The organism is Streptomyces sulphureus DSM 40104 (assembly GCF_000381025.1).
Taxonomy (GTDB): domain Bacteria; phylum Actinomycetota; class Actinomycetes; order Streptomycetales; family Streptomycetaceae; genus Streptomyces; species Streptomyces sulphureus.
Window position 1 is genome coordinate 161,707 of the sequence record NZ_KB905814.1, and the last position, 13,302, is coordinate 175,008.

6 protein-coding genes are annotated in these 13,302 nt (G+C 71.7%); 4 read left to right on the plus strand and 2 right to left on the minus strand.

The window, feature by feature from the left end; genetic code table 11:
- Positions 1-67: 67 nt before the first annotated feature.
- Positions 68-3,448 carry a molybdopterin-dependent oxidoreductase gene (locus tag F603_RS0104985; protein ID WP_037955317.1) on the minus strand — a complete coding sequence of 1,127 codons (3,381 nt, stop codon included), beginning with the start codon at positions 3,446-3,448 and terminating at the stop codon, positions 68-70.
- Between the two features lie 210 nt (positions 3,449-3,658).
- On the opposite strand from F603_RS0104985, the gene F603_RS0104990 reads away from it, so the two are divergent.
- Positions 3,659-4,279 (plus strand): GntR family transcriptional regulator, encoded by a 621-nt coding sequence (locus F603_RS0104990; RefSeq protein WP_019544919.1) that lies wholly within the window; start codon positions 3,659-3,661, stop codon positions 4,277-4,279.
- A 412-nt stretch (positions 4,280-4,691) separates the two neighbouring features.
- Here the strand turns inward: F603_RS0104990 and glgP are convergent, their stop codons facing one another.
- Positions 4,692-7,412: an alpha-glucan family phosphorylase gene (gene glgP, locus F603_RS0104995; RefSeq protein WP_026328157.1), complete on the minus strand. Its 2,721-nt coding sequence runs from the start codon at positions 7,410-7,412 to the stop codon at positions 4,692-4,694.
- A gap of 369 nt (positions 7,413-7,781) precedes the next feature.
- On the opposite strand from glgP, the gene F603_RS0105000 reads away from it, so the two are divergent.
- The 3 genes from F603_RS0105000 (at position 7,782) to F603_RS0105010 (ending at position 13,301) form a co-directional block, all read left to right on the plus strand.
- The gene (locus F603_RS0105000; protein WP_019544921.1) at positions 7,782-9,827 is read left to right on the plus strand and encodes an alpha-1,4-glucan--maltose-1-phosphate maltosyltransferase; all 2,046 of its coding nucleotides are present in this window, start codon (positions 7,782-7,784) and stop codon (positions 9,825-9,827) included.
- The gene (gene treS / locus F603_RS0105005) at positions 9,814-11,526 is read left to right on the plus strand and encodes a maltose alpha-D-glucosyltransferase (RefSeq protein WP_019544922.1); all 1,713 of its coding nucleotides are present in this window, start codon (positions 9,814-9,816) and stop codon (positions 11,524-11,526) included. The genes F603_RS0105000 and treS overlap by 14 nt, the downstream gene beginning before the upstream one ends.
- 176 nt (positions 11,527-11,702) lie before the next feature.
- Entirely contained in the window at positions 11,703-13,301 is a 1,599-nt protein-coding gene (locus F603_RS0105010) for a maltokinase N-terminal cap-like domain-containing protein (protein WP_019544923.1), read from the plus strand.
- Position 13,302 lies beyond the last annotated feature (1 nt).

A 13,302-nucleotide genomic window follows, 5' to 3' on the forward strand; every position in this document is an offset into this window, starting at 1 on the left:
TGGGAAAGGGGCTTCGAGGCGTTGCCCGGGACGGTCTGCTGGTGGTGTCTCCCGGGGCGCCAGTGGGTCAGGCGTCCAGCACGATGTCGCTTGCGGGTACGGCCTGGCAGGTCAGGCAGGCGTCATCGGTATCGGGCGGGTCCGTGAGGTGTGCGACGGAGCCGGAGAGCAGGCGTACGGCGCAGCTTTCGCACTGCCCCACGCGACAGCCGCTGGGGAGGCGGAGTCCACCGCGCTGGGCGAGGTCGAGCAGCGGGCCGTCCTGCGGACGCCAGGTCAGGGTGGTGCCGGAGGCACGGAAGGTGACCTGGTGCTGTGCGTCCCCGGTGGGCAGTGCCCTGGCCGGAGGTGCGAACCGTTCGGCGAAGATCTCGAAGCGCGGCACCCCGCGTGCGACGAGCCCCTCGGTGACCTCGCGGATCATCGCGTCGGGGCCGCAGAGGTAGAAGCGCGCCCGTGCGTCGATGTCGGCCTGGTCGACGGCGTCCGCGCTGACGCGGCCCTCGTGTTCGTAGTCCCGGCCGCGCACGTCGCCGGGGCTTGGACGGCTCAGGTGGCGGATCAGCCGCAGCCGGGGGGTGCGCTCGGCGAGGTGTGTGAGCCGGCTTTCGAAGATGACGTCGTCCCCGCCGCGGTCTCCCTTGTGGACGGTGATGCGCGGGCCCTCGCCCGCGAGTTCGGCGGTGCGGTCCAGTTGGCCGAGGAACGGGGTGATACCGATCCCGGCAGCCAAGATCACGACGGGGAAGGGCGGGTCGACGGGCAGCGTGAAGGTGCCCGAGGGCTCGCTGAGGCCGACGGTGTCGCCCACACGGAGCGCGGTGTGGATGTGCGTGGAGGCCGTCCCGCCGGACTGGAGGCGTACGGCGACAGCGTGTTCCTCGCCGGGCTTGCTGGTGAGCGAGTACGCCCGGCGGACCTGGGCTTCCTCCCCCACTCCGTCGAGGGTGACTTCGACGTACTGACCCGGCCGGTGGGACGCGCACGGGCCCCCGTCGACCGGCCGGAGCCGCAGCTCGAGGACTCCCCGCCCGCGCGAGGTCATCTCGCGGACGACGAACCGACGTTCGCCTTCCCGCGCTCCCTGCCGGGGAGCTGCCTCGCGGGACTCCCGGTCCGGCCGGACATCGCAGGCGACCCCGCGCATCTGGAGCGACCCGCTCACCGGGTCCGCGGGCGCGGCGGACACGGCCGCGTTGAAGTTGGCGTCTCCCTCAACCGGGTCGGAACCGGGCAGGCCCAGATCGGGGGCGGCTTCCCACCAGCCGTACTCCGCGACGACGACGCGCGGGTCGAGGTCCGGAGAGATCTCGGTACGCATGCGGAAGGTGCCGTGCGCCGTGGTGACCCTCGCCTGGTCCCCGTCCGACAACGCGCGGTCGGCGGCCAGCCGTGGGGATATGTTGACGACGGGTTCCGGGTGCCTGCGCCGCAGTGAGGAGACGGCACGGTGCTGGCTGTGGCAGAAGTACCCGTTCTTCGCGCTGGTGAGCACGTAGGGCAAGGACTCCGCTGGGGCAGATCCTGCATCGGGCACGCCCGGATACCCTGCGCGGGCCAGGCGGGGGGAGTAAAGCTCGACGCGGCGGCTCGGCGTCGCGAATCCGGTGACGGTGCCGTCGGCGTGCTCCGTCGCGTACTTGCGGTACTCGGTGCGCAGAGGGTAGCGAACGCCGCCGGGGGCGCTGCGCAGTTGCCCGGTCGTGAGTCCGGTGGGCGCGAGCACGTGGTTCCATGCGGCCTCGATGTCACCGTCGAAGAAGTCGGCGCCCAAACCCAGGCGACAGGCCAGATCGAAGACGATCTCCATGTCCGAGCGTGAGGCACCGAGCGGAGGCACCATACGCTGACGCAACTGCACCAGTTCCTGGGCGTTTTCGTCGATCTCGAATCCGACCTTGAGAGCTTCGCGCTCCCAGGGGCTGTTCACGGGGAGGACGATGTCCGCAAGGTGCGCCGTGGGGTTCATGAACAGGTCGCAGTGCACCTGGAAGTCGAGAGCACGGAGCGCCTCCCGGCCCCGTGCGGGTTCCGGCTGCGAGACGAGGAGGTTGGCGCCGAACCCCACGAGTGCCCGGACGCGGTACGGCTCGTGATCGAGCGCGGCGTTGTACAGATCGTGACTGGTCACCCACCCGGTGGCAGGCGGACCGAGTGGCCGCTGGCGCAGCCCCAGGGTCTTCTCCCGTTGCCCCGGGGCCATCTCCTCCAGCGAGGTGACCGGGTTGACGGGGACTTTCGGCAGGACGACGTTGCCGCCTGCTGTGTCGTAGCAGCCCTTGAGGGCGTAGAGCGTGGCGATGGCGCGCTCGGTCTGAGTCGCGTTCTCGTGCTGTCCCACACCGGTCCAGGAGTGGTAGGCAACGGTGCGCGCCGCGGCGAAGTCCTCGGCGAACGCACGCAGTTCGTCCTCGTCGACCCACGTGTACCGTGCGGTCCTGGCGAGTGACCACGGCTCGCACGCCTGGGCGTAGAGCTCGAATGCGGGACGCGCCCGTATCCGCCGGCCGTCCAGCAGTGTGACGGTGAACTCCCCGCGGAGGGCGAAGTCTTCCGGCCGCCCGGCGCGCGTACGGGTGTCGTAGCAACGACTACGGCCGGCCGCCACGTCCCAGACCACGAAGCCTTCGCCCTCGTCGGTCGTCACCTCCTGGGCGGTGAGCGGTTCACCGGTGTCGTCGCGGATCAGCAGCGGTCCGTTGGTCCAGGAGCGCACGAAATCCTCGTCGTAGCGCTCCGTTCGCAGCAGGTGCCGGGCCACACCGAGGGCCAGCGCCGCATCCGCACCGGGCCGAATCCGCATCCAGTGGTCCGCATCCCGGGCGCTGGTCGAGCGCCGGGGATCGACCACCGCGATACGGGCGCCCCTGTCCTTGCCCTCGCGCAGGGCCACGGCCTGGGCGAGCCAGGTCTTGGCCGGGTTGTGCCCCCAGAGCACCGCCAGCTCCGTGGCGCGGTAGTCGGCAGTGGGCTGTGCGCTGCCGAACGTGAAGGTGTGCGCGAAATCCTTGTGCCAGTTGCAGATCTCCGTGGAGTAGCAGGTGTTGGAGGCGCCCAGGCGCCGGATGAGACGCTCGACCCACTCGATGGAGTCCGACATCGGGGTTCCGCTGGGCGAGGTGACGGCGAAGCCGATGGCCTCCGGACCGCTCTCCGCCCGGATCGCGTCGAGCCGTTCGGCGACGGTCGCCATCGCCTCCTCCCACCCGATCTCCTCCCAGCCGGGGTCCTCGGCCCCCTTGGGGCGCGTGCGGCGCAGGGGCGTGGTGAGTCGGCGGGTGCTGTGCGCGATCTCCGGCGCCGCCCGCCCTTTCGGGCAGAGCGCGGTGCCGGTCGGGTGGGCCGTATCGGGCTCCACTCGCGTCATCCGGCCGGAATCGACGGTGTACACCGCGCCGCAGCGGGAGCGGCACAGCGTGCAGTATCCGTGCTTCTTCTCAGGTGGCACGAGGGGACCCCTTGCGAACAGAGGACGAGGGTGGGGGCGGGAACGTAGGAACCGGGAGAGAAGAGGGAGGGGGACGGCGCTGCCAGCCCCCTGGTGACCGGTAAGCGATTACCGTTTAGCAATGCCCGGTAGTATGCGAACACCGGAAATCGGGTGTCAAGAGTTTGCCGAAGAGCGGATCGAGGAGGGTCGTTGGACCGGCTGGCACATGTGAGCCTGCGAGAGCAAGCGTTGGTGATCGTTCGCCAGGCGATCGTCTCCGGCGAGATCGGGCCGAACGAGATCTACTCGGCCTCCGCGCTGGCGAGCCGGCTGGGCGTCTCCAACAGCCCGGTGCGGGAGGCCATGTTGACCTTGGTCAACCAGGGCATCCTGGAGCCCGTGCGCAACCGGGGGTTCCGCATCGTGCCCATCAGCGAGCACGATCTCGACGAGATAGGCGAGATGCGCCGCATGTTGGAGGTCCCCGCGGTCGTCGCGCTGATCGACCGCGCCGGCGACGAGGACATCGAGGCTCTCCGCCCCGTCGCCGCCGAGATCGAGTCAGCCGCGCGCACGGGGGACGTCGCCCTCTTCCTGGAGACCGACCGGCGCTTCCACCTGTCGCTCCTCGAACTGGGCGGCAACACACGGCTGGTGGAGACCGTGGCCCAGCTTCGTGACCAAACCCGGCTCTACGGCGTCAGCAGCCTCGCCGAGAAAGGCGTTCTGCAGCAGACGGCTCCTGAGCACTTCGAACTCCTGGACGCAGTGCTGGCCCGTGACCCGGCCCGCGCCGAGGCCGTCATGACGCGCCATCTCGACCACGTCCGGGGCGAGTGGGCGGGGTAGACGACCCGCACGGCCACGACACCGAGCAACCTCGACCCCTGCGCCCAGCACCGCTCAGCATGCGAGCGTGCCGGGTTCACGGGGGATACGTCGCACGGTCAACGACTGCTGGGCTCACGGTGGTTGCTCCTGACGGGCTCGGCGAGCAAGGTCGCGCCCACGTGCTTCTCGAGCACCCGGAGCACCGCGCGCCGTGCCGAGCACCTGGCCGCCGAAGCTCACGGGCCGCGCCTCCGGGACGAGTTCTCGCTCTTCCGCCATGCACGTACTCCGGCACCGGCGCTCGACGTCGACGTCATCGCCCCGTGGGCATCCCGCGGTCGAAACGACGGAACTGCCCCGGCTCGTCCCCACCGCGGACGAGCCTGCGCCCCGGCACCGCGCGCCCGGCGCAGGATGCCGTCTCCGCCAACTACCGCAGCACCATGCCGCCTTCGGGCGACGCCCCGGCGTCCCCCGAAGCGACCGCCACGAGACCCATCTCCGCCGCCCCGCAAAGCAGCCGGTGCGCCGGCAGCACCCGGACGGTGTAGCCGAAAGAACCGGTCCGATCGAGAGGAAGCTGCCCCTCGAAGAGCCACCTGCCTTCGACGTCCCTACCGCCCGACCGCTTCAAGGGGTGACTCCGCGCCTCCGGCCACAGGACCACGTCCGACTCGTCCACCCGCCCGACCACCGCCTGCACCTCCACGTCGGCGGGGTCCAGGCCGCCCAGCGCGACGCGCACCCGGAGGGAGAGCGATGCCCCCAGCTCCAAAGTCTCGTCGCCGACCGAGTCGCCTTCGGACTCCACCCGTTCCACCGCCACCTCGGCCCATTCCGAGCGCAACCGGCGCTTCCAGGCGGCGAGTTCGCGGGCCACCTCGGGCGTGAGCTCACGGTGCGCGCGGGCGGCGGGCGCGTAGAGCCCGGCGACGTACTCCTGCACCATGCGCTCCGCGTTCACCTTCGGCCCCAACCGTCCGAGGGTCTCGCGGACTTTGGCGACCCACTGCTTCGGGACCTCGGCGTCTCCGTCGCCGGTTCCACCGGGAGACGCGCGTGCGTAGAAGCAGGGTGCCACCTGTTCGGCGAGGAGGTCGTAGAGAGCGGCGGCCTCGAGGGCGTCGCGGCGCTCCGGGTCCTCCTCCGCGGCGCCGTCGGCGGTCGGGAGCGCCCAGCCGAACTCCGGCTCGTACCACTCGTCCCACCAACCGTCCCGCACCGAGAGGTTGAGGCATCCGTTGAGCGCTGCCTTCATACCGCTGGTACCGCACGCCTCCAGAGGGCGGATCGGGTTGTTGAGCCAGACGTCGCACCCGGGGTAGAGGGTCTGGGCCATCGACATCCCGTAGTCCGGCAGGAAAACCATCCGGTGGCGCACACGGGGGTCGTCGGCGAACCTGACCAGCTCCCGGATGAGCCCCTTGCCCCCGTCGTCGGCCGGGTGCGCCTTGCCCGCGACGACGATCTGCACGGGTCGGGTCGGATGGAGCAGCAGCTCCGTCAGACGGTCCCGGTCCTGGAGCATCAGCGTCAGCCGCTTGTAGGAGGGGACACGGCGAGCGAAACCGATCGTCAGCACCTCGGGGTCGAACACCCCGTCGATCCAGTCGAGTTCGGCGTGCGCGGCACCGCGGGACCGCCAGGAGCGGTAGAGGCGGCGGCGTACGTCCTCCACCAGCCGCTCGCGCAGCGTGCGTCGCATCCGCCACAGGCCGGCCTCGTCGAGCGCGCCGAGCGCGGCACCGTCGGCGGGCACCTCGGCGGCGGTCCAGGTCGGGGCGTGCACGCCGTTGGTGACGGAGGCCAACGGGACCTCCTCGTGCTCGAAGCCGGGCCAGAGGCCGACGAACATCCGCCGCGCGACCTCCCCGTGGAGCGCGCTGACGCCGTTGGCGCGCTGCGCGAGACGCAGCCCCATCACCGCCATGTTGAAGACACCCGGGTCACCTCCGGGGTACTCCTCGGCCCCCAACCGCAGCACGTCCTCCACCTCGACGCCCGGAAGCTCGCCCTCCGCACCGAAGTACCGAGCGACCGTCTCGCGGTCGAAGCGGTCGATCCCCGCGGGCACGGGCGTGTGCGTGGTGAAGAGGGCGCCGGCGCGCACCGCCTCCACGGCGGCGTCGAACTCCGTGCCGGCCGTGTGCTGTTGCTCCGCCTCGGCCGGCTGGGCGGTGCTCGCCGCGTCGGGGCAGGAGTCCGTCACGGCTGCCCACGGCCGCGCATCCCCGCCGTCGGCGAGCAGCTCGCGGACCCGCTCCAGGCCGGAGAAGCCCGCGTGCCCCTCGTTGGTGTGGAAGACCTCGGGTGAGGGATGGCCCGTGACGGCGCAGTACGCCCGCACCGCACGCACACCGCCGATGCCGAGCAGCATCTCCTGCAGCAGCCGGTGTTCGCTGCCGCCGCCGTAGAGCCGGTCGGTGACCTGCCGTTCGGCCGGTGCGTTCGCGTCGACGTCCGAGTCGAGAAGGAGCAGCGGCACACGCCCCACCTGCGCCAGCCACACCTGCGCCACGAGACTGCGCCCCTCAGGGAGCCGCAGTCCGACGCGCACGGGACGCGGAGGCGCCTGGTCCGACGCGGGCGCGGTCTCCCGGAGCAGCCGCAACGGCGTGCCCTCCGGCTCGAAGACGGGGTACTCCTCGCGCTGCCATCCGTCGGCGCCGAGCGACTGCCGGAAGTAGCCGTGCCGGTAGAGCAGCCCCACTCCGATGAGCGGCACCCCCAGGTCGCTCCCGGCCTTGAGGTGGTCCCCGGCGAGGATGCCGAGCCCGCCCGAGTACTGCGGCAGTGTTCCCGCGAGCCCGAACTCGGGCGAGAAGTACGCGAGGGCGGCGGGCAGTTCGCCGTCCTGGCCCTGGTACCAGCGCGGCTCCTCCAGGTACCGCCGCAGCTCGCGGACGGCGGCGTCGACCCGGCGCACGAAGTCCGGGTCGGCGGCGGCCTCGGCACAGCGCTCGGGCGCCGCTTCGGTGAGCATCCGCACCGGGTCGCCGCCGGACTCCTGCCAGCCGACCGGATCGAGCGCGCGGAAGAGCTCCCGCGTCCCGGCGTGCCAGGACCAGCGCAGGTTGCCCGCGAGTTCGCCCAGCGGGCGCAGCGGTTCGGGGAGGACGGGGCGCACGGAGAAACGACGAATGGCCTTCACACCGCACGAAGGTAGCTGCGCACTCGCCCGTTTCGCACGGTTGGCCCGGATATACAGCGTTTCGCGGGACAGCGGAACCGAACGGCACCCGCCGCGGCGGCACCGTCCGCCCGACCCGGCCGGCTTTGCGGCACGCCCCGGCGGGCCCACCGCCCGCACGGACGCTCGACGTTCGCCGGGCGGTACGGTCACCACGCGGACGCCCGCACCGTCCCTCCGCAATTGCCCCCGCAGACCTTGGAATCCCGTACGCCCCCAGCAGAGTGAACGCGGGCCGGAGGGGTCACGCGCGCGCCGGGGAAGCCGTGCACGGAGCGGATAGAAAGAGCGGAGCACGCTTGCCCTCCCCACGATCCTCCAGGTGAATCCATGATCGGTCGTATCCCCGTGCTCGACGTCCGACCGCTCGTCGAGGGCGGACGCCGCCCCGCGAAGGCGGTGGTCGGCGAGTCCTTCGAGGTCTCGGCGACGGTCTTCAGGGAGGGGCAGGATGCGGTAGGCGCCAACGTGGTGCTGCGCGGCCCCGCCGGCCGTGCCGGGCCGTGGACCCCGATGCACGAGTTGGCGCCCGGCACCGACCGCTGGGGCGCCCAGGTCGTTCCGGACACCGAGGGCAGATGGACGTACAGCGTCGAAGCCTGGTCGGACCCGCTCACCACATGGCGAAGAACGGCCGAGGTGAAGATCCCGGCAGGCATCGACGCCGAGTTGACGTGCCTGGAGGGCGCCGAGGTGCACGAGCGTGCCGCCGCCGGCGTGCCGAAGCGGGACGGCAGGGCCGTCGTCCTCGACGTCGTCGACGCGCTGCGCGACCCGACGCACCCGCCGCACGAGCGTCTGGCGGCGGCGCTTTCGCCCGAGGTCACGGCGGTACTCGCGCGCTTCCCGCTGCGCGAGCTCGTCACCTCCTCCGCCGCGCTCACCCTCCAAGTCGAGCGCGAGCGCGCCCTCTTCGGTTCCTGGTACGAGATGTTCCCCCGCTCCGAGGGCGCCGTCGTCACGGAAGGCGCCCCGCCCGTGAGCGGCACCCTCCGCACCGCCGCCGAACGCCTCGACACCCTCGCGGCGATGGGCTTCGACGTCGTCTACCTCCCGCCGATCCATCCGATCGGCACCACGCAGCGCAAGGGTCCGGGGAACGCTGTCGAGGCCGGCCCGTACGACGTCGGGTGCCCGTGGGCGATCGGCTCGGCGGAGGGCGGCCACGACGCCGTCCACCCGGAGCTCGGCACCCTCGCCGACTTCGACCGCTTCGTCGCGAAGGCGCGTTCGCTGCGCATGGAGGTCGCGCTCGACTTCGCGCTCCAGTGCTCGCCCGACCACCCCTGGGTCGAGAAGCACCCGGAGTGGTTCCGCCGCCGTCCGGACGGCTCGATCGCGCACGCGGAGAACCCGCCCAAGAAGTACGAGGACATCTATCCGCTCTGCTTCGACGACGATCCGTCGGCCTTCGACGGCATCGTCCGCGAGACGCTCCGCGTCCTCCGCTTCTGGATGGGCCGCGGCGTGCGGATCTTCCGCGTGGACAACCCGCACACCAAGCCCGTCGTCTTCTGGGAGAAGGTGCTCGGCGAAGTGGGCCGCACCGACCCCGACGTCGTCTTCCTCGCCGAGGCGTTCACCCGCCCCGCGATGGTGCGCGCGCTCGCCGGTATCGGCTTCCAGCAGTCGTACACGTACTTCACCTGGCGCAACTCCAAGCAGGAGCTGACGGAGTACCTCACCGAGCTCACCACGGAGACCGCCGCCTACCTGCGCCCCAACCTCTTCGTGAACACCCCCGACATCCTCCACGCCTACCTCCGCGACGGCGGACCCGCCGCCTTCGCGACCCGCGCGGTGCTGGCGGCGACGCTCTCCCCCTCCTGGGGTATGTACGCGGGGTTCGAGCTCTGCGAGGCGGAGGCGGCCCAGGACGGGAGCGAGGAGTACGCCGACTCGGAGAAGTACCAACTGCGGCCGCGCGACTGGGCGGCGGCCGAGCGCGAGGGCCGCTCGCTCCGCGGCCTCGTCACCCTGCTCAACCGCCTGCGCCGGCGCCACCCCGCGCTCCAGCGCCTCCGCAACCTGCGCTTCCACCCCACGGGCAACGACCAGGTGCTGGCGTACTCCAAGCACTGCGAGGACCCGTACGCGGACACGGTGCTCGTCGTGGTCAACCTCGATCCGCACCACACCCACGAGGCGACGGTGTCGTTGGACAGCACGGACCTTGCAACGTTCGGCCTGAGCGCCGCTCAACTGAGCGGGTCCGAGCCTTTCCCGGTGCGCGACGAGCTCACCGGCGAGACCTACCACTGGGGCAGGGCCAACTATGTCCGCCTGCAGCCGGGGGGTGATTCCCCCGCTGCGGCGCACATCCTCACCCTGCGACCGTCCTCACCGATCGGAGGGTCACCCAATGACCGTCAATGAGCCCGTCCCCGACACCTTCGAGGACACCCCCGCAGGGAAGCTCGACCCGGAGTGGTTCAAACGCGCCGTCTTCTACGAGGTACTGGTCCGCTCCTTCCAGGACAGCGACGGAGACGGGATCGGCGACCTCAAGGGGATCACCGCGAGGCTCGACTACCTGCAGTGGCTCGGTGTCGACTGCCTCTGGCTGCCGCCGTTCTTCAAGTCCCCGCTGAAGGACGGCGGTTACGACGTCTCGGACTACACCGCCGTCCTGCCGGAGTTCGGCGACCTCGCCGACTTCGTCGAGTTCGTCGACGCGGCGCACCAGCGCGGCATGCGCGTCATCATCGACTTCGTCATGAACCACACGAGCGACCAGCACCCGTGGTTCCAGGAGTCGCGGCGCGACCCCGCGGGCCCCTACGGCGACTACTACGTCTGGGCCGACAACGACAAGCAGTACCAGGACGCGCGCATCATCTTCGTGGACACCGAGGTCTCCAACTGGACCTTCGACCCGCTGCGCAAGCAGTACTACTGGCACCGCTTCTTCTCCCACCAGCCCGACCTCAACTACGAGAATCCGCGCGTCCAGGACGAGATGATCTCGGCGCTGCGCTTCTGGCTCGACCTCGGCATCGACGGGTTCCGCCTCGACGCCGTCCCCTACCTCTACGCGGAGGAGGGCACCAACTGCGAGAACCTCCCGGCGTCGCACGCCTTCCTCAAGCGCGTCCGCCGCGAGATCGACGCGCAGTACCCGGACACCGTCCTCCTCGCCGAGGCGAACCAGTGGCCCGAGGACGTCGTCGACTACTTCGGCGAGTACGAGCGCGGCGGCGACGAGTGCCACATGGCGTTCCACTTCCCCGTCATGCCGCGGATCTTCATGGCCGTCCGCCGCGAGTCCCGCTACCCCGTCTCCGAGATCCTCGCCAAGACGCCGTCGATCCCCTCCGGGTGCCAGTGGGGCATCTTCCTGCGCAACCACGACGAGCTGACCCTGGAGATGGTCACCGACGAGGAGCGCGACTACATGTACGCGGAGTACGCCAAGGACCCGCGGATGCGCGCCAACATCGGCATCCGGCGCCGGCTCGCCCCGCTCCTCGACAACGACCGCAAGCAGATCGAACTCTTCACCGGGCTCCTCCTCTCCCTCCCCGGGTCGCCGATCCTCTACTACGGCGACGAGATCGGCATGGGCGACAACATCTGGCTCGGCGACCGCGACGCGGTGCGCACGCCGATGCAGTGGACCCCGGACCGCAACGCCGGCTTCTCCTCGTGCGACCCCGGCCGCCTCTTCCTCCCGACGATCATGGACCCGGTCCACGGCTACCAGGTCACCAACGTCGAGGCCGCGATGAGCTCCCCGAGCTCCCTGCTCCACTGGACGCGGCGGATGCTCGAGATCCGCAGGCAGAACCCCGCCTTCGGGCTCGGGAGTTACGCGGAGCTCAGCTCCAGCAACCCGGCGGTCCTCGCGTTCCTCCGCGAGGTGCGCCTCCCGGAGGGCGGGGACGACGTGGTGATGTGCGTGCACAACTTCTCGCGGTTCCCGCAACCGACCGAGCTGGACCTCGCCGAGTTCACCGGCCGGGTCCCGGTGGAGCTGATCGGCGGCGTCCGCTTCCCGCCCGTCGGCGAACTGCCCTACCTGCTCACTCTCGCGGGCCACGGCTTCTACTGGTTCCGGCTCCGCAAGGACGTCTGACGCCGCGTCCTCCCGCACCCCCGCTCGCGCAGCAGAGCCGAGCGGGGGGCGCGCACCCGGCGCGGGGTCGGGCAGAAAACCCACGAAGTTGCTCGACACGGACCGCGCACCCGAGCATCCCTCTCCGTCATCCGAGAGACTCTGCGTACCTTTCGTGTGCCCGGGGAAAGGACGCCATGTCGGACAGCTCCTCGCCCCTGGCCGCGGGCCTGGCGAGTGCACCCACCCACGCGAGCCGTACGGCGCTGCTCGCCTCGCTCTCGCCCCTCCTCACCGCATGGCTGCCCAGACAGCGGTGGTTCGCCGGCGGGGGGCGCGAGCTCGCCGGGCTCTCGCTCGTCGCCTCCGTCGAGTTGCTCCCCACGCTCGGCGCCGGGCCCGGCCTCCTCCACCTGCTGGTTCGCGCCTGGCACACCGACTCGCCCGCGCTCGCCGCGCAGCCGGAGAGCGGCCCGGGCGCCGCCGCGGCCGGCGAACACGCCGACGACTGCTACCAGTTGCTCCTCGGCGTACGGCCCCGCCTCCCCGAGGAGCTGGCGCACGCCCTCGTCGGGCGGCCGCGCTCGGGGCCGCTGCGCGGTCGCGCCGTCTACGAGGCGCTGCTCGATCCGCGACTCGCGTCCGTGCTGCTGGAGCGGCTGCGTACGCCGGGGAACCTCGGTCCGCTCCGCTTCACCAGGGTGCCGCACACGGACATCGCCGACGGCCTGACGCCGCGCCCGCTCGCCGCCGAGCAGTCCAACTCCTCCGTGATCTACGGGCGTTCGCACATCCTGAAGCTGTTCCGCCGGGTCGAGCGAGGCGTCAACCCGGACCTCGAACTCTCCCTCGCCCTCGCCCGCCACGGCTGCGACCGCGTCCCGGCGCCGACGGCGTGGTTCGAGGCGACGCCTCGCACGCCGCCCCGCACGCCGCCCCGCGCCGAGCGCACGCCCGCGGCACCGGAGTCCCGGGCGTCCCCTCCGCGCCGGGCGGCCCCGGCGCCCACCGCAGCCGCACCGCGGGCCACCGAAGGCTCCCTGACGCTCGGCGTCCTCCAGCCGTTCTTCCCCGAGGCGGTCGACGGGTGGCAGCTCGCGCTCCGCTCGCTCGGCGAAGGCCGCCACTTCACCGCGCAGGCACGCGCGCTGGGGCGCACCACCGCGCAGGTGCACCGGACCCTCGCCGAGGCGCTTCCCACCAGAGTGCTGGGCGGCGACGATCTGGAGGAGGCCGCGGCCGGCATGACCGCCCGGTTGGAGTCGACGACCGCGGCGGTCCCGGCCCTGCGCCCGTACCGCGCCCGCCTGTTGGGCACCTACCACGCGCTCTCCCGGCTCGGCAGCGACGGCAGGCGGCGTCGGGCCCAGCGCGTCCACGGGGACCTCCACCTCGGGCAGGTCCTCCAGTGCCCGGAGGGCGACTGGTCGCTCATCGACTTCGAGGGCGAGCCGGCCCGCCCCCTCGCCGAGCGGTGCCGCCCGCAGCCGGCCGTCCGCGACGTCGCCGGGATACTGCGCTCCTTCGACTACGCCTCCTACCGGCCGGGCGCCCGCTCCGCCGACGACCCGTGGGCGCGGAGCTGGGCCGAGGCGGCGCGCGGCGCCTACTGCGACGGCTACGCCGAGTCGGCCGGCAGCGACCCGCGGGACGACGCGGTGCTGCTGCGCGCGTACGAGACCGACAAGGCCGTCTACGAGGTGCGCTACGAGGCACGCCACCGCCCGAGTTGGCTGCCCGTTCCGCTCTCCGCCGTCCGCAGGCTCGCCGCTCCCCCGACCGAGGCACGCGGCTGAA

Bases quoted from the DNA above. Each gene is read 5' to 3' on its own strand.
- F603_RS0105010 (WP_019544923.1), top strand. From the start codon at position 11,703: ATGTCGGACAGCTCCTCGCCCCTGGCCGCGGGCCTGGCGAGTGCACCC.
- treS (WP_019544922.1), top strand. From the start codon at position 9,814: ATGACCGTCAATGAGCCCGTCCCCGACACCTTCGAGGACACCCCCGCA.
- F603_RS0105000 (WP_019544921.1), top strand. From the start codon at position 7,782: ATGATCGGTCGTATCCCCGTGCTCGACGTCCGACCGCTCGTCGAGGGC.